We start from the raw sequence: 21,826 nt of genomic DNA, 5'->3' as shown, positions 1-21,826 counted from the left end.
CATGCATTCGTTTTCCAAGGAAGAAAATCGCCGAGTAGGCGAACAAAATTACACAATACTGTGTATTGATGACGAAAGTGTCAACTTAAAGGTGTTGGCATCAATCTTTAAAGATCACTACAACGTTGTTGTGTCTAAAAGTGCTCGGCAAGGCTTTGAACGAGCACTGCAAGAAAACCCTGACATTATTTTACTCGATGTACTAATGCCAGAAGAAAATGGTTTTGAGCTAATGGAAAAGCTGAAACAACACCCTAAACTTGCCAATATTCCCGTTATATTTATCACCGGATTACAAGATGCCGAAGATGAAGAAAAAGGCTTAATGATGGGAGCATGTGACTATATTCAAAAGCCTTTTAATTACGGCATAGTCCGTGCCAGGGTGAATACTCATCTAGAAATAGTTCGACAACGCAATCTACTACAAAAGTTCGCTTTATTTGATAGCCTAACGGAATTACCTAATCGTCGTAAATGGCAGCAAGATAGTGTCGACTACTGGATTTCATCAAAAAATGCGAAAAGCCCAATGGTGTATGGCATTATCGACGTTGACCACTTTAAAAAATACAATGACCATTACGGCCATCAACAAGGCGACGTTGTGCTACGCAAAATAGCAAACGGGATTAGAAGAACCTTGTTTGAGTATGGTGGGGCGATTTTCCGTTGTGGCGGTGAAGAATTCTACTTTTATTTCCCTGTTCAACAACAGTCCTGCGCTGACGAAATTCTTACCAAGTGCTTAACCAACACCCAAGAGTTAGCAATTCCTCATCACGCCATTAGTCAAAACAGCTATGTGTCGGTAAGTATTGGCGCCATCCAATTAATTCCTAATGACAAATTATCGGTTGAACAAATAATGCAACAGGCAGACGAGAGGCTATATATGGTAAAAAATAGCACCCGAAATGCTGTTAGCCTGCTCGATTTAAATCTCAACGAGCAACAAATTTCTCTCGATATCTCCTAAAGGGAGTAGGATAAATTCACTTCCTTAAGCGACTTTATTGTCGAATTTAACAACGAATTTGGGTATAGTGCGCGCAATTAACTTTTAGCATTGTAAAGTTGTGATTTATACAACTACAAAGGAAAAATTTTGACAACCAAAGGCAATTTATTCATTTTGTCAGCGCCAAGCGGTGCTGGTAAATCTAGCTTAATTACAGCATTGCTAAAGCAAGCAACATCTCGACCAATGCAAGTATCCGTATCTCATACCACGCGTGATGCTCGCCCTGGAGAAGTGAACGGTCAGCATTATCACTTTGTTAGTAAAGAGCAATTTCAGCAGGCCATTGCCGACAATACCTTTTATGAGCATGCGGAAGTTTTTGGCAATTATTATGGCACCAGTGAAGTTGCTATAGACCAACAACTCGCACAAGGTATCGACGTATTTTTAGATATTGATTGGCAAGGAGCACAACAAGTTAGAATGAAAAAACCTGATGTGACCACTATCTTCATTAGTCCGCCGTCAAAACAAGAATTAGAAAATAGATTACGCAGCCGTGGCCAAGACAGCGAAGAAGTGATCCAAAGCAGAATGGCACAAGCACAAGCTGAATGTTCACATTATCAAGAGTTTGACTACATTATTGTTAACGATGATTTCGAGCAAGCGCTTACCGATCTAACCACTATCGTTAACAATCAGCGATTAAAACGTAGCCAACAAGCTCAAGAGCATCAAAACTTATTTAAAGATTTATTAGCCTAGAATGCTTGCTTACCTAGGTAAGGATCAAGTAAACTACGCCACTATTTTGTATTTAAATTTAATTGTTGGAGTGACCAAATGGCTCGCGTAACTGTTGAAGGTGCCGTAGAAAAAGTCGGTAACCGTTTTGACTTGGTGTTAATTGCATCTCGTCGTGCTCGTCAAATTGCTACGGGCGGAAAAGATCCTTTGGTTGAAGTTGAAAATGACAAACCAACAGTATTAGCTTTACGTGAAATTGAAGAAGGTCTAATTACTACAGAAGTAATGGACAATTCAGAGCGTCACGAGCAAATACAGCAAGATTCTGCTGAATTAGCAGCTGTTGCAGCAATTGTTGGTGGCAACCAATAATTATTATTAACGTTTTACGTTAATCGCAACAATAGAACGCGTAAATTACTTTTTAGTAATTTACGCGTTTTTTATTATCTGTACGTTTTTTAGCACATAAATAACAAAAATGGATGCTAGCATGCTAAAACATTGGCATTGCGGCAAAATAGTCGTATTCTAACTTTACTGAACTAGACAGAATCACAAATATCATTAAGGAAGTATCGGGTGTACCTTTTTGAACCATTAAAAGAACATGTATCAAACTATCTGTCGAAAGTGCAGATTGATCTGTTAAAACAAGCTTACCTTGTCGCGCGTGAAGCACACGACGGCCAAATGCGCTCAAGTGGTGAGCCTTATATTACGCACCCTGTCGCGGTGGCACTGAATCTCGCCAAAATGAATCTAGATCATGAAACTCTCATGGCAGCATTATTACACGATGTTATAGAAGACACAGCCACCACCAAAGACGAGCTAGCAGAATTATTTGGCCATACCGTTGCAGAACTTGTTGAAGGTGTTAGTAAGCTCGACAAACTAAAGTTCGACAATAAAGAAGAAATGCAAGCGGAAAACTTTCGTAAAATGGTATTGGCCATGGTGCAAGATATTCGCGTTATTCTCATTAAACTTGCCGATCGCACCCATAATATGCGTACGCTGGAATCATTGCGCCCAGATAAACGTCGCCGTATTGCCAGAGAAACCTTAGACATATATGCCCCGATAGCAAACCGTCTAGGTATTCATGATGTTAAAAATGAATTAGAAGTTTTAGGCTTTGAAGCGCTCTACCCGATGCGCTCTCGAGCATTAAAGTCAGCGGTTAAACAAGCGCGTGGCAATCGCAAAGAGATCATTAACAATACGCAAGGTGAGGTAGTTGCCCGTTTAGCGGAAAGCGGTATAAAGGCACAAGTTATTGGCCGTGAAAAGCATTTATATTCAATTTACCGCAAAATGCAAAACAAAGAATTAATGTTTAACGAAGTCATGGATATTTACGCCTTTAGAATTATCGTAGGCGAAAAAATTGATGACTGTTATCGTGCATTAGGCGCCGTGCATAACTTATTCAAACCTATTGAAACTCGTTTTAAAGATTATATTGCTATTCCAAAAACCAACGGCTATCAGTCATTGCACACTTCGTTAATTGGTCCACACGGCATTCCAGTTGAAATTCAAATTAGAACCAATGATATGGACCAAATGGCCGATAAAGGCGTTGCGGCACACTGGCTTTATAAGCAAGATGGCGACGAATCGGGCACTACCGCGCAAATGAAAGCGCGTCGATGGATGCAAAGCTTATTAGAATTGCAGCAAAGTGCCGGCAGCTCTTTTGAATTTATTGAAAACGTGAAGTCAGACTTATTCCCCGAAGAGATTTACGTATTCACACCTGATGGCCGTATTATTGAATTGCCTATGGGTGCTACAGCTGTTGATTTTGCTTATGCTGTCCACACCGATGTTGGCAATTCTTGTGTTGGCGTAAAAGTTGATCGTAAACCATTTCCGCTGAGCCAACCATTAGACTCTGGTCAAACAATTGAAGTGATTACTTCAACAGCAGCAAGGCCAAACGCAACTTGGTTAAACTTTGTTGTCACTTCGAAAGCACGACTGCAAATCCGAACCTACCTACGTTCACAAGAGCAAACTGAATCATTAGCTTTAGGCCGACGCCTGTTAAGCCACGCCTTAGGTTCCACCAAACTTGAAGATATTGATGAAGATAAGTTAAACCAGGTTGTTAAAGACTCAGGCAATGAAAATATTGAAGAGTTACTGATCAATATAGGTCTAGGTAACGCGTTGAGCATAGGTATTGCTAAACGCTTGAAAGATGAATTTTCTGAAGAGTCTGATTTACAACAAGCACCTTCAAAAACAAAAATGCCAATTAAAGGTACAGAAGGCATGATGGTTAGCTATGGTAAATGTTGTCGACCTATACCTGGTGATTCAATTGTTGCTTACCTTAGCCCAGGCAAAGGTTTAATGGTACACCAGCAGGGCTGCCGTAATCACAAAGGCCATGAGCAAGGTAGCTTATTCCCTGTAAAATGGGATACTGACATCGATCGAGACTTTATTGCCAAGCTACGTATAGAAATAATGAATCATAAAGGTGCATTAGCTGCCTTAACCAATGTTATTGCTCGCGGTGGCTCAAATGTACACACATTGAATTCCGGCGAAAAAGATTCCGGATTATATCTAATCGATATGGAAATAACTTGTCGCGATCGTATCCACCTCGCCGATATTATTAGAAAAATTAAAGTTATGGTTGACGTACAACGCGTTGTTCGTAACAAATAAACTAGCTTAGGAAAAATAATGAAAACTATTATCAATACAGACAAAGCGCCAAGTGCAATTGGTACGTACAGTCAAGCCGTTAAAGTTAATAATACCGTTTATCTATCAGGCCAAATTCCTTTAGTGCCAGCGACAATGGAAATTGTTTCTGAAGACTTTGCAGAACAAACACAGCAAGTTTTTAAAAACTTAGTGGCGGTATGTGAAGCAGCCGGTGGCAATATTAATGATATGGTTAAGGTTAATATTTTCTTACAAGATTTAGCCAATTTCGCTACGGTTAATGAAATTATGAGTCAATACTTTGAGCAGCCTTATCCTGCTCGAGCGGCTGTACAAGTGGCGCGTTTACCAAAAGATGTGGCTATAGAAATAGACGGCGTTATGGAATTGCCAAATTATAGCTAATTAACAAGCATTAAATAATAGGTAAGTATGCGAAAAAGTGCTTACCTCTTCTTCATCCAACGTTAGAAAATAATATGACCCCAGATAGACTACAACGAATTAACAGCATGTTAGATCATCGCCAGCCTGACTTAACTGTGTGTATGGAAGGCGTGCATAAAAACCATAATTTAGCCGCGGTAGTTCGTACCGCCGATGCTGTCGGTGTTAGCGATGTTCATGCCATCTGGAAGAATGAACAAATGCGTGTCTCTGGTGGTAGTGCGGCCGGTAGCCAAAACTGGATTGATGTACACAATTACAGTGCCACTGAAGACGCCATTGCTGAATTAAAAAAGCAAGGTATGCAAGTATTAGTCACTAACTTATCTGACAGTGCGGTTGACTTTCGCGAAATTGACTACACTAAACCCACCGCGATTATTCTCGGCCAAGAAAAATTTGGCGCATCAGAAAAGGCGTTGGAACTTGCCGATCAAGATATCATTATACCTATGGTTGGTATGGTGCAATCGTTAAATGTATCAGTTGCCTGTTCTGTTGTTCTTTATGAAGCACAGCGCCAGCGACAAGCAGCAGGGTTATACAATAAACCAAGCATAAGTCATGAACGTCGTCAGCGTATTTTATTTGAAGGTGGTCATCCAATTTTTGCTAAAGCATGTCAGCGTAAGGGCTTACCTTACCCAGCTATTGATGACGACGGACAAATAGTAGCCTCAGAACAATGGTGGCAACAAATGCAAATGACTCAAGATGCTTGGCAGAATATTGATAACGAATAAGCTAACAGCATAGAGAAATTAAGCCGTGCCACGCCAGACTGAAGCGCTGACAAATCTCGCTCAAATCCCAGTTACCACCTTAAAAGGGGTAGGACCTGGTATGGCCAGCAAACTGGAAAAAATAGGCTTATCCAGCTTACAAGACTTGCTGTTTCACTTACCGTTAAGGTATGAAGATCGCACCCGTATTACCTCAGTTCGAGATCTTATACCGGGAATTTATACCAATATTATTGGTGAAATTACCCAAAACCAGATCATTCAAGGTAAACGACGAATGATGCTAGTAACCATTAACGATGGCACGGGTAGCGTAAATCTACGTTTTTTCCATTTTTCTGCCAGCCAAAAAAACAGTTTATCAATTGGTTTAAGTATTCGTTGTTACGGAGAAATTAACCGAGGCATGCGGGGTTTTGAAATAGTTCACCCTGAATACAAGCCACTCGATCAAGACCAAGTACTAACACCTGTGGAAGAAACATTAACACCCGTTTATCCAACCACAGATGGCTTACGACAAATTTCATTACGAAATTTAACTGAGCAAGCATTAAAACGTCTACAACGAGGGCGAGTGGAAGAGCTTATACCGAAGGATATAAGTCATGAACAGTATGATTTATCGGAAGCGCTGGCACTAATTCATCGCCCACCTCCAGATACATCCGTTACTTTAATAGAAGAAGGGAAACACCCAGCACAGCTTAGATTAATAAAAGAAGAACTACTCGCTCACAACTTAAGCATGTTAAAGCTACGGGCTTCGAGTGACCAACACCCCGCTATTGCACTAACACTAAATAAATCATTAAGTGAAAAATTTCTCGCATCACTGCCATTTGCCCCAACAGGTGCTCAGGCAAGAGTAACCTCTGAAATTCAGCAAGACTTACAAAAGCCATTACCTATGATGCGACTTGTACAAGGTGACGTTGGTTCAGGAAAAACCTTAGTTGCTGCCTTAGCGGCAATCACAGCGATAGGTCAAGGGTTTCAAGTGGCATTAATGGCCCCCACTGAAATATTAGCTGAGCAACACGCCATAAATTTTCAAAAGTGGTTTGAACCGCTTGCCATTTCAGTCGGTTGGCTGGCAGGAAAAACCAAAGCCAAAGCACGACGAATTGCCCTCGAGCATATTGCCAGCGGTGATATGCAAATGGTCATAGGTACTCATGCACTATTTCAAGAGCAAGTAGAATTCAATAAGTTAGCTTTGATCATTATTGATGAACAACATAGGTTTGGCGTTCATCAACGCTTATCGCTTAGAGAAAAAGGAGCTTGGCAAGGTAACTATCCGCACCAGCTCATCATGACAGCTACCCCAATTCCGCGAACATTAGCCATGACGGCCTACGCCGACCTTGATACCTCTGTTATCGATGAATTGCCACCGGGCCGTACGCCAATTCAAACTATAGCCTTACCCGACAGTCGCAGAGATGATGTTATCGAGCGTATCCGACAAGGCTGCATCAATGATAATCGCCAAGCATATTGGGTATGTACACTTATCGAAGAGTCAGAAGTATTACAATGCCAAGCAGCCGAAGATACTGCCTTATATTTGCAAGAGCATTTAAAAGAACTAAAAATTGGCTTAGTACATGGCCGAATGAAAGCCGATGAAAAGCAAGCTGTTATGGAACAATTTAAACAAGCCAAATTAGATTTACTCGTTGCAACCACGGTAATAGAAGTTGGCGTTGATGTACCTAACTCAAGTTTAATGGTCATTGAAAATCCAGAGCGACTAGGCCTTGCGCAATTACACCAATTGCGCGGTCGTGTTGGCCGAGGCTCAATCGCTTCACATTGCGTATTAATGTATAAAGCACCCTTGTCTAAAACCGCCACCAAGCGCTTAAATGTATTACGGGAAAGTAACGACGGCTTTGTTATTGCACAAAAAGATTTGGAAATTAGAGGCCCAGGTGAATTACTTGGAACTAAACAAACTGGACTGGCAGATTTAAAAATAGCGGATTTACAACGAGATGCGCATTTAATTCCACAAGTACAGCAAAACGCCTACCTCATTTGGAAACAATATCCTGCGCAAGCACAAGCACTTATTGACCGCTGGCTTGGCAACCGTGAACATTATTCAAATGCTTAATGTAACCTTTGTACAGTTGTTAACAAAGTGACTACAAATATACAAATTACTTGTAATACAAATCGCTTATAATTTGCGCTAATTAATTTTTCTTACGATCAAAGCATTACATGTTCCGTTTCATTTTAATCATTATTTACTTACTAGTGGTTGCCATTTTTTCAATAACGGCGGAAGCCAGAAATGAAAATCTTATGGTTGTGACCGAGCACATGCCGCCATTTCAATTTATTGATGAAAATCCTAAATACCCCGTTAAAGGCTATAGCATCGACGTACTAAAAAGCACACTGCAACAAGCAGTTATTGACTACTCAATTATGCCGATGAGCTGGAGTCGAGCCTATAGAATTGGCCAAAAAAAGCCTAATACACTTATTCTCTCTATGGTAAGAAAACCCGAGCGCGAGCAAGAATTTCATTGGCTAATAAAACTGAGCGACAGTAAAACTAGCTTGTGGAGCAACAAAAATAACAAAAGTAAATTAACATCTCTTGACCAAATCAGTAATGAAATTATCGCAATTAGCCGCTATGATCATCATCAATTTATACTAAAAAACTATCCAAACATAACCGATAAAAACATAATTTTAACTAACTCAAAAGAACAAGCGATTGCACTAATCATTAAAAACAGAGCGCAATACTTCTTTGCCAATGAATACATTTTAAATTGGCGTTTAAAACTCATGTCAATTGCTAAAAACGATATTACCGAAGTTTTTGAATTGTCCAATTCTGTAGATGAGCTTTATATCGCCGCTAGCAAAAATACTTCCTTACGTATTCGTCAAAAAATAACAACCGCCTATCAAGAATTACAGGCACAAGGCAAAATCAAAGCTATCGCCGATAAATGGTTCTAAATACCCATAAATCAATTCTGACACGTGTCTTTAATAACACTTAGGCAATTATTAATTATTGCCTTGATCTCAATAGTTAATTAATCAAAGAAAATACGGTAAACTATCAACAATTTTAGTTAATAGTGAACTTATGATGTCAGCACACGATCAAAATCATCACAACAATAACGCTAGTGGCGATGAAAACACGACACATTTTGGCTTTCAAACCGTCGACAAAAATGAAAAAGAATCGAAAGTCGCCGGTGTTTTTCATTCTGTAGCCCAACAATACGACGTGATGAATGATCTAATGTCATTTGGCATTCATCGTTTGTGGAAACGTTTCACTATTGACGCCAGCGGCGTTCGTCCCGGCAATAAAGTATTAGATTTAGCTGGCGGTACAGGTGACTTAACTGCCAAGTTTTCACAACTTGTTGGTCGTGAAGGAAAAGTGATTTTAGCCGACATTAACAGCTCTATGCTTAATGTTGGTCGCGATAAACTTCGCGATCGAGGCTTAGTACAAAATATTGAGTATGTACAAGCCAATGCACAATACTTACCTTTTGAAGATAATACCTTTGACATTGTCACCATTGCTTTTGGTTTGCGCAATGTTACCGATAAAGACATGGCATTACGTTCTATTTTTCGCGTGCTAAAACCAGGTGGTCGACTACTAGTGTTAGAGTTTTCGAAGCCTGAACACGAGATCGTTAATAAAGCTTACGACTTTTACTCGTTCAATATATTGCCAAAAATGGGCGAACTTGTTGCAAAAGACGGCGATAGTTATCAGTACTTAGCAGAGTCAATTCGTATGCACCCTGATCAAGAAACATTAAAGTCTATGATGGACGATGCCGGCTTTGAACAAACCAGTTATAAAAACCTAACCGGTGGTGTAGTTGCACTGCACAAAGGCTATAAGTTTTAATTTATGGCGTCTTCTTTCAGCCAACAAATAATGTTTGCTCAAGCCTTAAGTGCGGTCATTGAAAAATTATGCAACCAAGCATTAGTTTATAACTTGCATGGTACCCGCGCACTGACCGCGTTAAATGAGAAAACCCTAACGGTAAAGTTAGCCGAATTAGGTTTTCCAATTAACTTTGCTATTTCTGCCGAAAAAATCAATGTGACATCTGGTGAAAGTGCAAGTGATTGTTGCATAACGGCTAGTGTAAAAACCTTATTTGCGTTAAAAGATCAACAAAAACTAACCGACTTAATTAAACAAAATCAATTAGATATTGATGGTGACATAAAAATCGCCCAACGTTTTGCCGATATTGCCAGCTCATTTGATATTGACTGGCGAACTGAGTTAGCAAAGCGTATTGGCGACATCCCTACCTATAAACTTGGCCAACTCGGGACGGTCTTTGCTAATAAGCTAAATTTTGCCCGTCAACAAATCCAAGCTGACGCCAGTGAATGGTTAATTCATGAAAAAAACATTTTAGTTACCAAAAGTGAAGTATCATATTACTATCAAGATGTTGAACAAGTTTTTAATGAGGTTGAACAGCTTAGTGAGCGTATTAAACATTTAATTAAACAACCTAATAAGGCACATAGTGAGTAGCAAGCGTTTATACAAAATAGTAAAAACATTTTTGCAGTTTGGTCTTGATGAGCTAGTGCCGAAAAAATACTTACCTTGGTATGTTAAATTTGCTCGCTTGTCACTTTTTTGGTTACGTAACCAGCATCGAGATAAAAGCAAAGCTGAACGCTTCCGTATTGCCATTGAATCTCTTGGGCCCGTATTCGTAAAATTCGGCCAAATGTTATCAACACGCCGCGATTTATTACCTGATGATTTTGCAACTGAACTTACACTGCTGCAAGACAAAGTACCGGCATTTTCAGGTGAGGATGCACAACAAATCATCATTGATGCAATGGGCCAAGAAGCGTTTGCACAGCACTTCCAACATTTCGACTTTACTCCGCTTGCCTCTGCCTCAATTGCCCAAGTACACACCGCAACCTTGTTACACCAAAACAGCGAGCATGAAGTCGTTATAAAAGTCTTACGGCCAAATATCAAAAAAACAATATTAGCTGATATTAAAGTCATGTCACGCTTTGCTGGTATCGTGGCGAAATGGCTACCAGATGGAAAAAGATTGCGTCCTGTAGAAGTGGTTGCAGAGTACAAAAAAACCATTTTGGAAGAGCTTGATTTAAACCGAGAAGCCGCCAACGCCATTCAATTAAATCGAAACTTCAGTCAGGGCAACAAAAGCGACAAGGTGCTGTATGTACCTGAAGTGTATAGTGAATATAGCTCAAAAAACGTGATGGTAATGGAACGTATTTACGGCATCGGCGTAGGTGAAATTGAGACCTTAACGGCGCAAAACGTTAATATGAAACTATTGGCAGAGCGAGGCGTTGAAGTATTTTTTACACAAGTGTTTCGTGATAGCTTCTTTCATGCTGATATGCACCCAGGCAATGTATTTGTAAACGCTAGCAACCCTGACGATCCAACCTGGATTGCCATAGATTGTGGTATTGTTGGTACGTTAAACCGAGAAGATAAGCGTTATTTAGCAGAGAATTTTGTCGCCTTTTTCAATCGCGATTACCGCAAAGTAGCACAATTACACGTAGATTCTGGTTGGGTACCTAGTAACACTAGTGTCGACGAATTTGAATTTGCTATCCGCACTGTTTGCGAGCCTATTTTTAATAAACCATTGTCTGAAATATCATTCGGCCAAGTATTGGTAAATCTCTTTAATACCGCCCGCCGGTTTAATATGGAAGTGCAACCACAATTGGTGTTATTGCAAAAAACCTTACTTTATATTGAAGGTCTTGGGCGCCAGTTATATCCACAACTCGATTTATGGCAAACCGCGAAACCATTTTTAGAAAACTGGGTAAAAGAGCAAATGGGCATAAAAGCTGTTTTTAGCAAAGTTAAAGACAATTTGCCATTTTGGAATGAAAAATTACCTGAAATTCCAGATTTAGTTTACGACTACTTAAAAACTAACCGTGAAGCACAGCGTCAGCAACTTATGATGCTGAACAAGCTTCATCAACAGCAAAGTCAACATAGTAAGCACGTAACTAAGTTAGCTTTAATCGCAACTCTCGCTATTTGCCTTACAATTGCTTTTACCTAATTACTTTTCATTGCTAAAACATTAGCAATGTATTTTCAACAGGAACATAAATGACAAACAACGAAGTATTCCAACATATTCGTTATATTTTTGCTTTAAATAGTGAAAAAATTTCAGCGTTATTTCAGCACGCTAAATGCCCACAAAGCGATGAAGCAATTGAAAATTATCTACGAAAAAATGGTGAACATAAGTTTTCACGTCTACCTAGCAATATTCTAGCGAGCTTTCTCGATGGCCTAATTATCGAGCATAGAGGTAAAAAAGAAGGTACTCAAGCACAGCTAGATCAAGCGATTAATAATAATGTTATTTTCAATAAAGTAAAAATAGCATTAGCGCTAAAAGCTGATGACATTATTAACTTGCTAGCAACAGCCGAGTTAACACTTAGCAAGCACGAGCTTAGTGCCTTTTTTAGAAAACCCGAGCACAAGCATTACCGCCCATGCCATGATGAAACATTAATAAAATTTTTCAACGGCCTACATTTAAAATTTCGCAACACCATTAAAGAAATTAGAGAATAGTCCTGCAAAAACACTCGTTAATTGGCTACTATTTGCCAGTTTATCATTGGTTTCTGTCAACCTAACTGGTTTACCTGCAAAGCCAGTTAGGCTATATTATGTACAATAACAGTTTGCTGTAGTTATCAAATGCTTTTAAAACGTATGCTAGGTTTAAAGGTTTCATGTATAGCTTTGTGTTGCTTAGCACATATTGCTTTTGCTATGCAGCAACCACTTATATTTCTCGCAGAAGAGCTACCGCCGTATCACTTTGTAAATCAACAGGGAGAGGCTGACGGCGCTTTAGTTGAAATTGTGCAAGCTATGCTCAAGCAAGCAAACTTGTCTGGCGATATAGAAATAAGGCCATTTGCACGCAGTTTTCAAGCAACAAAAACACAAGCTAATACCTTTATGTTTTCTTTATTGAAAACACCAAATCGCGAAAGTAAATTCCAGTGGGTCGGAGAAACTTACCGAAGTTATGCGGTTCTTGTTGGCATAAAAAATAATAAAAATATTCAACTATCATCACTTAATGATGCAAAATCGCTTATGGTCGGCACAATTCGCGGCTATCACTCCGCACACTTTTTAAAAACAAATGGCTTCAAAGAACATAGCAACTTATCCCTCAGTGTAACCAGCAAACATATGTGGGCAATGCTATTTAATAAACGCTTAGATTTAGTATTAACGAATTATATGGCAATGGATAGAGATATTAAAAAGGCAGGTTTTAAGCCTGAAAATATTGTACCTTATCTATCAATTAACAATTTTCCAAATGAGCTGAATATTGCGACAAGCTTAGCGACATCCGATGAAATAGTTAATAAGCTATCAATAGCGCTGGCAGCTATTAAAAAATCAGGTCATTACCAAGCAATTTTAACTAAATACGATTTATAGCCCAAATGAATAGTCGTTTATCAACACCTACTTATATAGTTTAGGCAATCACTTGGTTGCGGCCTGAATTTTTGGCTCTGTATAATGCGGTATCAGCACGGCTTATCCATGACTCCGCAGACTCGCCCGCAACATACTCAGCAACACCTACAGAAATAGTTAGCGAAATCTCATTAATAAACATATGCTGCTCAACTAAGCACCTGAGTTTTTCCGCAACAACCACTGCATCAGTTAATTTAAGCTTTAATGGCACAATGATAAATTCCTCACCGCCATAGCGAAATAAAGAATCTAAAACACGCGTATGTTTGGAAACCAGTGCCACTACTTCAACAAGCACTTGGTCGCCAATGGCATGGCCATATTGATCATTAATTTGTTTAAACAAATCTAAATCAAACAACAATAAACACATGGTTGATTGTTGCCGGTTTTGCGCCGTAATTACATCGGCCAACTGCCGATCTAAAGCCCGACGGTTGCCACTTAAAGTCAAGGGGTCAATCGTTGCTAATAACTCTAATTTTTCATTACTTTTTCGGTAATTACTGAAAATCATGTAAGAAAAAAGTGAGGTTAACAATAAAGACATAACAATAGTGAAAAAATCGATTAAGTTAAGTAGCGGATAAATTTGTAGCGAAATAACACTAATTGCCGCTAGGCAAATTAAGCCTGCAGAACGCTCGGGTAAAATATAATAAAAAGCAATAATGGCTGGATAAAGCCAATACAAATGAGACATGCCACGAATTATGACTACGGCAGTAATTGCCAGCGCTAAAAATATTGCAAGTAGTAATTTTGCTTTTTCAACTTTTCTAGTTTTATATACGAAAATAAAAAACAGCAATAAAATAAATATTATAAAGGCATCAACAAGTGCAACAACAAAATCACCATCAATATAGCGCAAGTACACAAACGGGGAGATTATCAAGGCAGAAAGCACACTTAAAACCAGTAGCATAATTTCTGATGTAGTGCGCTTTATCATTAACTAAATTCCTTTTAAGGAAATTCTATAGCCATTTAAAATACCTGTCTAAATATTAACCGTCAATCATAAGCTCAACAAGTGAGCAAACCAGCTCGCTCGGTAAATTAGCTTTCTTGCTTCTTTTTCAGTATTTCACGTAAGTTTGCCACACCTATTTTCGCCGTAGCTTGTTTTTTCTCTAGGCTTTGCTTGGTTTGAGTTAGCTCCCAACTTAAGTCATCTTGCGGTAGCTCATGTAAAAAACGACTGGCCTCAGTGCGGGCCACTTCACCAAATTGTCGACGCTCGCGTGCATAGGTAAATATCAACTCACGCTGCGCACGCGTAATGCCCACATAAGCCAAACGACGCTCTTCTTCAACATTACCTTCATCCATACTGGTTTGATGCGGCAACAAGCCTTCTTCCATACCAATTAGGAATACATAGGGAAACTCTAACCCTTTTGACGCATGTAGGGTCATTAATTGCACTTGGTCGGTATCTTCTTCATCTTCGTTGCGTTCCATCATGTCGCGTAAGGTAAGGCGTGTAACCACTTGTGCTAAGGTCATTGGTTCTTCGTCATCATCACCTTCTAGCATTTGTGTTACCCAGCTAAATAATTGTGTGACATTTTTCATGCGCATTTCTGCCGCTTTCGCACTCGGTGACGTATCGTACAACCAATCTTCGTAATTGATCTCTCGTACCATAGAGCGCAATACCGCTGAGGTTTCACCTCGTTCCGCGTGATCTGCAGTTTCCACTAACCATTGAGTAAATCGCTGAACACTACTAAGTCCTCGACCTGTTAAGTGTTGCTCTAGCCCTAGTTCGAAGCTTGCGGCAAACATGCTAATTTGTCGCATATTTGCGTAACTGCCTAGTTTTTCTAGCGTTGTTGGCCCTATTTCACGACGCGGTACATTAACAATACGAAGAAAGGCATTGTCATCATCAGGGTTCACCAATACTCGCAAAAACGCCATCATATCCTTAATTTCGGCGCGTGAAAAAAACGAAGTACCACCATTAATTTTGTATGGAATACGGTTAGTCATCAAGGCTTTTTCAAGTAAACGAGATTGATGATTACCGCGATACAAAATTGCGTAATCTTTGAATTTACTTTTATTTAAAAAGCGATGGCCAATTAACTCCCCAACAACCCGCTCTACTTCATGCTCTTCATTTTTTGTTTGTACTACTCTCAGCTCAACACCATAATTAAGCTCACTAAACAGCGCTTTGTCGTATACATGTGGATTATTAGCAATCAGAATATTGGCACACTTTAGAATTCGGCCACTTGAGCGATAGTTTTGCTCTAACTTAATCAATTTTAAGTTCGGATAATCTTGCCCCAACAGTACTAAGTTTTGTGGTTTCGCACCACGCCAAGAGTAGATTGATTGGTCATCATCACCTACTACAGTTAGTAAACCTTTTTCGCCGGTGATCAGCTTAACTAATTCATACTGGCTAGCATTAGTATCTTGATACTCGTCTACCAACATATATTGAATTTTTTGCTGCCAACGTGCACGAACTTCAGGGTAATTGCGCAATAATAATGTCGGTATTAAAATCAAGTCATCAAAATCTAAGGCATTGTAAGCTTTCATATGTTTTTGATACATGCCGTAAAATTCAGCATATAAACGCGTATCTGCATCACCTGCTTGCTTAATTGCGGCATCAGGTAGTAACAAATCATTTTTCCAGTTGGAAATCATCATCTGCAGCTTATTTAATAAGTCTTTATCCCCATCAAGTTGCTCTTGAGTTAGCTCTTTTAATAATGCGAGAGTGTCTTGATCATCAAATAAGGTAAAACCAGGTTTATAGCCCAAAGTTTTTAATTCGCGACGTACAATATCTAAACCTAATGAATGGAAAGTACACACTGTTAAGCCACGCGTTAGCGACTTATCCATCATTTTTACCACCCGCTCTTTCATTTCACGCGCAGCTTTATTGGTAAAGGTAACCGCGGCAATATTTTTTGCTTTATAGCCACAATTTTGAATTAAGTACGCAATTTTTTGGCAAATAACCCCTGTTTTACCACTACCAGCGCCCGCTAATACTAAGCAAGGACCGCTAACATATTTTTTTGCTTCATTTTGACCTGGGTTTAATTTCATTGCTGCGCTGTAACTCAATTTCGTGAATAAGATGATCGGCCGACAATTTTACCTGCTTTTATCGCAAGACAACATAAACTTTCTCTAAGTAAGCTAATTTCTTACATTCTTCTGTACGAATTAATTATCAATGCCGGTAAGATTGGTTACAATAACGTCATTGCTTTTCCTAAAAGAGAACTCAGATGATCAACGCTCAAAAAATAGAAGATATCGCCAAGCAAGTTACTGACTCGATTCCAGCAGGCTTGAAAGAATTTGCCAACGAAATGGAAGATAAAACTAAAGTTGTTTTACAGCGTAAATTATCTCAACTTGATGTTGTGACCCGAGAAGAGTTTGATGTACAAACACAAGTATTAATAAAAACCCGCGCAAAGCTGAGCGAACTTGAGGCTAAAGTAGCTGAATTAGAAGCCAAATTTAACGCTGAGTAGAGTCGTAAAAGGCCTAATGTTAATCAACAATAGGCCTTCAAAAAAACGCTAGCTATTAATTTTTAGCAATACGCATGGGCTGTAATTTTTTATAAGATAAACAGCGCCATAGCCATTCAAGTGGGCCAAATGCATAATTATTTAACCACCAACGTGAGAACAATAGCTGAAATAATATAATCGCAAATACAATTAACATTTGCGGCGCACGAGATATTTCACCAAAGTAGCCACCCGCATAGCCATAAAAAATACTGGTTAATATTACTGAATGACTAATATAATTGGTAAGCGCCATACGACCCATTGGCGCAAATACTGATAGTCTTTGAAGCCACTTTTCAATACTTAACAAACACATAACTATGCCAAAATATCCTGCCGTCATGACTAGTTGACCGATATAAAATAGAGTTTCACCTACCGCTAGTATTAGTGAAACCTGATTGGCAACAGGGTGTTGCGCAACTAACAATCCCGCGGTTTCCATTACCAATCCCATGCTTATGCCAACCCAGGCGATCGCTTTAAAAACGCCTGTATATTGCCGATAATTTTTCATTACACCGCTTGATACTAACCAATAACCCAAAATAAAAATGGGCAATAACATCATAAAAGAAAATGGTATGGCAAATATCAGCATGAACAGCATAAAGCCTAATCGGTATTCTGTTGCTTTTATATAACTACCTTGAGTAAAGGCGGCTATCTCTTCTGCTTCATCGGCTGCCAATTCTTGTTGCTGAGCGATAATAGCTTGTGCTTGTTGCTCAATGTCTGTTTGTGAAGACAACGGCTCTAGAACAGTATTTTCTTGCTGTTCAATTTCGGCATTATTCTCTTCTGATAAAACATCAGTGCGAGCATGAATAGCCTCAACACGCTCAGTAACCTTTCGTTCTTCTTGCCATAGTGCGGTTAATTCGTCATTGTCTTGCATTACGCCATAGCTAATACCTGCCAGAATAGCTACAAAAATGGGTACAGAGAGCCAGACAACAGAAAGTTTAAAAAAGGCCTGTGGGTTATCATATATTTTAAAACGCTCTCGCTTTAATAATGTTACCCAAGCCAGTAATAAAAACCCGGCAAAACCATAAACATGCAGAATGTCACCGCCCCACAAAAACACCATATGCAACAGGCCAAAAACAATGAGCGCAAACATTCTTCGAGAAAACCAAGCACCAAAAGGTCGTTGTGCTGCTTTTGCTCTAATTAACATCACCGCAAAACCCATACCGAAAAGCAATGAAAAAAGTGTGTAAAACTTGCCTTCAATAAAGCAACGAATTAACCAAGCTACGGCGTGGTCGATTCCCGTTAAACTCGTATCTTGACTGCCTAACCCCGCTATAGCACGATTAAACCACTCTATATTCATCAACAAAATACCAACTAAGGCTAGACCTCGGATTATATCCATTGCATCGATACGTTTATTAACTGCTATTGGCGATAAATCATCTGTGTGATTTATCGAGGGCGGCAACAAACTTGCTTGGCTAGTTGGAGCATTTGACATCAAACTTCCTTATTTTTTGTAATTTTCTTAGGTTTAAATATAAATCTTTCCATATAAAAAAAGCAGCGAAATGCTGCATTTTTTATAATTAATTTACTATCAAGCTTTTCAATTTAAGTCAGGAATGCTTGATAAGCTTGATTATCTGTTTCTTCTTGCCATTCATAACCTAAGTCTTGCAAATGAGTAAAAAAATCTTGTTCTTGACTTGATTGTACCTCAAATCCTGCCAGCACTTGTCCAAAAGCGGCACCGTGATTTCGATAATGGAATAACGTAATATTCCAACGTTCGCCAAGGGTGTCTAAAAACTTTTCTAATGCACCTGGATATTCAGGGAACTGGAAGCGAAAAATGCGCTCTTGTGCAGATAGATTATTTTGACCGCCTATCATATATCGAACATGCAATTTTGCTAATTCATTTTCGGTAAAGTCAGTTACTTGATAGCCTTTTGCTTGCAGACTTTGTGTTAACTGCTCTCTATCGTCAGCATTGCCACCTAATCTTGCACCTACAAAAATATTAGCTTGCTGTGCTTTTGAAGTTAACGTGCTTTTATCTACGTAACGATAGTTGAATTCAGTAATGACACGGCCAGCAAGTGATTGACAGAATTTTCTAAAACTACCTTTTTCTTCAGGTATTTTAACGGCAAAGACAGCTTCCTTTTGTTCACCCAATTCACAACGTTCAGAAATATAGCGTAAGGTATGAAAATTCATATTAGCGCCGGAAAGAATAGCCACCAACGACTCACCACCTTGACTGGTTTTACAATACTTTTGCAAGCCAGCAAGCGACAAAGCTCCTGCGGGTTCAGAAATAACGCGGGTTTGCTCGAAAATATCTTTAATCGAGGTACATATCTCGTCAGTCGTCACGGTGATCACGTCATCACAATAGTGCTTGATCAAATTAAAAGTATGTTCACCGATGCGCTTTACCGCAACACCATCAGCAAATAAGCCGACTTGTGCTAAATCAATCGGGGCACCAGCCGCCATAGCCGCTTGTAAACAAGCAGAATCTTCAGCTTCAACGCCAATCACTTTGATATTTGGCTGTAACTGTTTTAAATAAACCGCCATACCTGCCAGCAAACCACCACCGCCGACAGGAATAAACACTACCTCAGTTTTGGGCTGCTGTTGTAGTAACTCTTTAGCCACTGTACCTTGGCCAGCAATAACATCAACGTCATCAAATGGGTGAATTAGCGTTTTATGTTCTTCTTTTGCATATGTTAAAGAAGCCGTTTGTGCTTCATTAAAACTTTTACCCACTAAACGCACTTCAGCGCCAAAACGTCGAACATTATCGACTTTTATTTCAGGTGTGGTTATTGGCATCACTATGGTAGCTTTTATACCAAGTTTACTTGCCGCTAATGCTAACCCTTGAGCATGATTACCCGCCGACGCAGCAATCACACCGTGAATGCATTGCGCTTCAGATAAATTTGCTAATTTGTTATATGCACCGCGTAACTTAAATGAATGTACGGGTTGCTGATCTTCACGTTTAAGAAATACCTGGTTGCCTAAACGAGACGATAACTTTGTTAGCGGTGTTAATTCAGTCTCAACCGCTACATCATAAACCGGCGCCAGCAGTATTCTACGTAAATAATCGAGTGCTTGCTCTTGAATTGCATTGGCTTGCACTAAAGCTTGCTGTTCAGTTTCAGTCATGGCCTTCACCATCAAGTAAGGCACGATTTCGCACTGCTCCTTTGTCTGCGCTAGTTGCCAGCATGGCATAATTTTTTAAAGCATAACTGATAGGACGAATTCGCTCTGCGGGTTGCCAAGCATGCTTGCCTTTCGCTTGCATGGCTACGCGGCGCTCAGCCAAAACTGTCTCATCAACATTTAAGTTAATTGCACGATTAGGAATATCTATTTCAATAATGTCCCCTTGCTCGATTAACGCAATAGTGCCACCACTAGCGGCTTCAGGTGAAACGTGACCAATAGATAAACCTGAGGTCCCTCCTGAGAATCGACCATCAGTTAATAACGCACATGCTTTACCTAACCCCATAGATTTTAAATACGTGGTGGGATACAACATTTCTTGCATACCTGGGCCGCCTTTAGGTCCCTCGTAACGAATTACAACCACTTCACCAGCAACAACTTTGCCCTCTAAAATACCCGCTACTGCGGCATCTTGGCTTTCAAAGACATGGGCGGGACCTGTGAATGTTAAATTATCATCTGACACACCCGCCGTTTTAACAACACAACCATCTGCTGCTATATTTCCGGATAGTACAGCTAGGCCACCTTCGGTAGAAAAGGCGTTATCAATACTGCGAATACAACCATTCTCACGGTCATCATCTAAGGTATCCCATCGACAATCTTGGCTAAACGCTTTAGTTGTGCGAATACCAGCAGGCCCAGCACGATAGAACTTTTTCACGTTTTCATCATCAGTCACTTTAATATCGTATTGAGCAATAACATCAGCTAAAGTTGAGCCTAAAACATTAGGTACTTCTGTATTTAATAACCCGGCACGTGATAACTCACCCAAGATACCGATAACGCCACCGGCACGATGAACATCTTCCATATGATATTTTGGTGTTGACGGGGCCACTTTACATAACTGCGGCACGATACGAGATAATTTATCCATATCTGCCATGGTGTAATCTATTTCAGCTTCTTGGGCTGTCGCCAGTAAATGCAAAATTGTGTTTGTTGAGCCACCCATCGCAATATCAAGACACATAGCATTGTGCAGTGCTTCTTTGCTAGCAATATTACGTGGCAAGGCACTTTCATCGTTGTCTTGATAATAGCGCTTAGTTAACTCAACAATTTGTTTACCTGCTTTTAAGAAAAGTTGCTCACGATCTGCATGCGTCGCTAACATTGAACCGTTGCCTGGTAGAGCTAATCCTAGGGCTTCTGCCAAACAGTTCATCGAATTAGCGGTAAACATGCCAGAACAAGAACCACAGGTAGGACAGGCAGAACGTTCTACTTGTTCTGACTGCTCGTTAGATACTGTTGGATCAGCACCTTGGATCATGGCATCAACTAAATCTAATTTGATTATCTGATCTGAAAGCTTGGTTTTTCCCGCTTCCATCGGGCCACCCGAGACAAAAATAACAGGGATATTCAGGCGCATAGCAGCCATTAACATGCCTGGGGTAATTTTGTCGCAATTTGAAATACAAACCATGGCATCAGCACAATGCGCATTCACCATATACTCAACTGAATCAGCAATTAAATCACGAGACGGTAAACTATACAGCATGCCGCTATGCCCCATAGCAATACCGTCATCAACGGCTATGGTATTAAATTCTTTAGCAACGCCACCGGCTTCTTCAATTGCTCCGGCTACTAACTGCCCCATATCTTTTAAATGCACATGGCCTGGCACAAACTGCGTAAAAGAATTCACTACGGCAATAATTGGTTTACCAAAATCACCGTCAGTCATGCCTGTTGCACGCCAGAGCGCACGAGCGCCCGCCATATTTCGGCCTTGAGTCGAGGTTGCTGAGCGTAATTTTGGCATAACAAATTCCCTAAATGCGTTAAGTTAAAT

19 protein-coding genes are annotated in these 21,826 nt (G+C 39.8%); 14 read left to right on the top strand and 5 right to left on the bottom strand.

All coding sequences use genetic code 11. The features are described from left to right. Position 1: 1 nt before the first annotated feature. From AC27HL_RS00920 to AC27HL_RS00860, 13 genes are all read left to right on the top strand, one after another. Positions 2–979, top strand: coding sequence for a GGDEF domain-containing response regulator (locus AC27HL_RS00920; RefSeq protein WP_487078295.1), 978 nt, complete (start codon positions 2–4; stop codon positions 977–979). 129 nt (positions 980–1,108) lie between these two features. Next, complete coding sequence (gene gmk / locus AC27HL_RS00915) at positions 1,109–1,732, top strand: guanylate kinase (RefSeq protein WP_487078293.1); 624 nt, start codon at positions 1,109–1,111, stop codon at positions 1,730–1,732. A 78-nt stretch (positions 1,733–1,810) separates the two neighbouring features. After that, positions 1,811–2,086 carry a DNA-directed RNA polymerase subunit omega gene (gene rpoZ / locus AC27HL_RS00910; protein ID WP_487078291.1) on the top strand — a complete coding sequence of 92 codons (276 nt, stop codon included), beginning with the start codon at positions 1,811–1,813 and terminating at the stop codon, positions 2,084–2,086. Positions 2,087–2,296: 210 nt separating this feature from the next. Beyond that, complete coding sequence (gene spoT, locus AC27HL_RS00905) at positions 2,297–4,405, top strand: bifunctional GTP diphosphokinase/guanosine-3',5'-bis pyrophosphate 3'-pyrophosphohydrolase (RefSeq protein WP_487078289.1); 2,109 nt, start codon at positions 2,297–2,299, stop codon at positions 4,403–4,405. Between the two features lie 18 nt (positions 4,406–4,423). Further along, positions 4,424–4,813 (top strand): RidA family protein, encoded by a 390-nt coding sequence (locus AC27HL_RS00900; protein ID WP_487078287.1) that lies wholly within the window; start codon positions 4,424–4,426, stop codon positions 4,811–4,813. 74 nt (positions 4,814–4,887) lie between these two features. Further along, the gene (gene trmH / locus AC27HL_RS00895) at positions 4,888–5,598 is read left to right on the top strand and encodes a tRNA (guanosine(18)-2'-O)-methyltransferase TrmH (RefSeq protein ID WP_487078285.1); all 711 of its coding nucleotides are present in this window, start codon (positions 4,888–4,890) and stop codon (positions 5,596–5,598) included. 46 nt (positions 5,599–5,644) lie between these two features. Further along, the gene (gene recG, locus AC27HL_RS00890; RefSeq protein ID WP_487079859.1) at positions 5,645–7,723 is read left to right on the top strand and encodes an ATP-dependent DNA helicase RecG; all 2,079 of its coding nucleotides are present in this window, start codon (positions 5,645–5,647) and stop codon (positions 7,721–7,723) included. A gap of 110 nt (positions 7,724–7,833) precedes the next feature. Continuing rightward, on the top strand, positions 7,834–8,592 hold the full coding sequence (locus AC27HL_RS00885; RefSeq protein ID WP_487078283.1) for a substrate-binding periplasmic protein: 759 nt from the start codon (positions 7,834–7,836) through the stop codon (positions 8,590–8,592). Positions 8,593–8,728: 136 nt separating this feature from the next. Beyond that, positions 8,729–9,517 carry a bifunctional demethylmenaquinone methyltransferase/2-methoxy-6-polyprenyl-1,4-benzoquinol methylase UbiE gene (ubiE, locus tag AC27HL_RS00880; RefSeq protein ID WP_487079857.1) on the top strand — a complete coding sequence of 263 codons (789 nt, stop codon included), beginning with the start codon at positions 8,729–8,731 and terminating at the stop codon, positions 9,515–9,517. 3 nt (positions 9,518–9,520) lie between these two features. Next, a complete protein-coding gene (locus tag AC27HL_RS00875) occupies positions 9,521–10,168 on the top strand; it encodes a ubiquinone biosynthesis accessory factor UbiJ (protein ID WP_487078282.1) in 648 nt (215 codons plus the stop codon). Next, positions 10,161–11,726 carry a ubiquinone biosynthesis regulatory protein kinase UbiB gene (gene ubiB, locus AC27HL_RS00870; protein WP_487078281.1) on the top strand — a complete coding sequence of 522 codons (1,566 nt, stop codon included), beginning with the start codon at positions 10,161–10,163 and terminating at the stop codon, positions 11,724–11,726. The genes AC27HL_RS00875 and ubiB overlap by 8 nt, the downstream gene beginning before the upstream one ends. 50 nt (positions 11,727–11,776) lie before the next feature. Further along, positions 11,777–12,256 (top strand): YehS family protein, encoded by a 480-nt coding sequence (locus AC27HL_RS00865; RefSeq protein ID WP_487078279.1) that lies wholly within the window; start codon positions 11,777–11,779, stop codon positions 12,254–12,256. Between the two features lie 129 nt (positions 12,257–12,385). Next, positions 12,386–13,150: a substrate-binding periplasmic protein gene (locus AC27HL_RS00860; protein WP_487078278.1), complete on the top strand. Its 765-nt coding sequence runs from the start codon at positions 12,386–12,388 to the stop codon at positions 13,148–13,150. A 40-nt stretch (positions 13,151–13,190) separates the two neighbouring features. On the opposite strand, the gene AC27HL_RS00855 is transcribed toward AC27HL_RS00860, so the two are convergent. Then, the gene (locus tag AC27HL_RS00855) at positions 13,191–14,150 is read right to left on the bottom strand and encodes a GGDEF domain-containing protein (protein ID WP_487078276.1); all 960 of its coding nucleotides are present in this window, start codon (positions 14,148–14,150) and stop codon (positions 13,191–13,193) included. 107 nt (positions 14,151–14,257) lie between these two features. After that, positions 14,258–16,282, bottom strand: a complete 2,025-nt coding sequence (gene rep, locus AC27HL_RS00850) for a DNA helicase Rep (protein WP_487078274.1) — start codon at positions 16,280–16,282, stop codon at positions 14,258–14,260. 185 nt (positions 16,283–16,467) lie between these two features. On the opposite strand from rep, the gene ubiK reads away from it, so the two are divergent. After that, a complete protein-coding gene (gene ubiK, locus AC27HL_RS00845; protein ID WP_487078273.1) occupies positions 16,468–16,719 on the top strand; it encodes a ubiquinone biosynthesis accessory factor UbiK in 252 nt (83 codons plus the stop codon). Between the two features lie 55 nt (positions 16,720–16,774). Here the strand turns inward: ubiK and AC27HL_RS00840 are convergent, their stop codons facing one another. From AC27HL_RS00840 to ilvD, 3 genes are all read right to left on the bottom strand, one after another. Beyond that, positions 16,775–18,247: a DUF418 domain-containing protein gene (locus AC27HL_RS00840; RefSeq protein ID WP_487078271.1), complete on the bottom strand. Its 1,473-nt coding sequence runs from the start codon at positions 18,245–18,247 to the stop codon at positions 16,775–16,777. A 113-nt stretch (positions 18,248–18,360) separates the two neighbouring features. Then, positions 18,361–19,941 (bottom strand): threonine ammonia-lyase, biosynthetic, encoded by a 1,581-nt coding sequence (gene ilvA, locus AC27HL_RS00835; RefSeq protein ID WP_487078269.1) that lies wholly within the window; start codon positions 19,939–19,941, stop codon positions 18,361–18,363. After that, the gene (gene ilvD / locus AC27HL_RS00830) at positions 19,934–21,796 is read right to left on the bottom strand and encodes a dihydroxy-acid dehydratase (RefSeq protein ID WP_487078267.1); all 1,863 of its coding nucleotides are present in this window, start codon (positions 21,794–21,796) and stop codon (positions 19,934–19,936) included. Before ilvD ends, ilvA begins: the two co-directional genes overlap by 8 nt. Between the last annotated feature and the right edge of the window lie 30 nt (positions 21,797–21,826).

The organism is Colwellia aquaemaris, assembly GCF_057548755.1.
The sequence above is the reverse complement of the archived record's forward strand: the minus strand, read 5'-3'. Positions and strand labels throughout refer to the sequence as shown.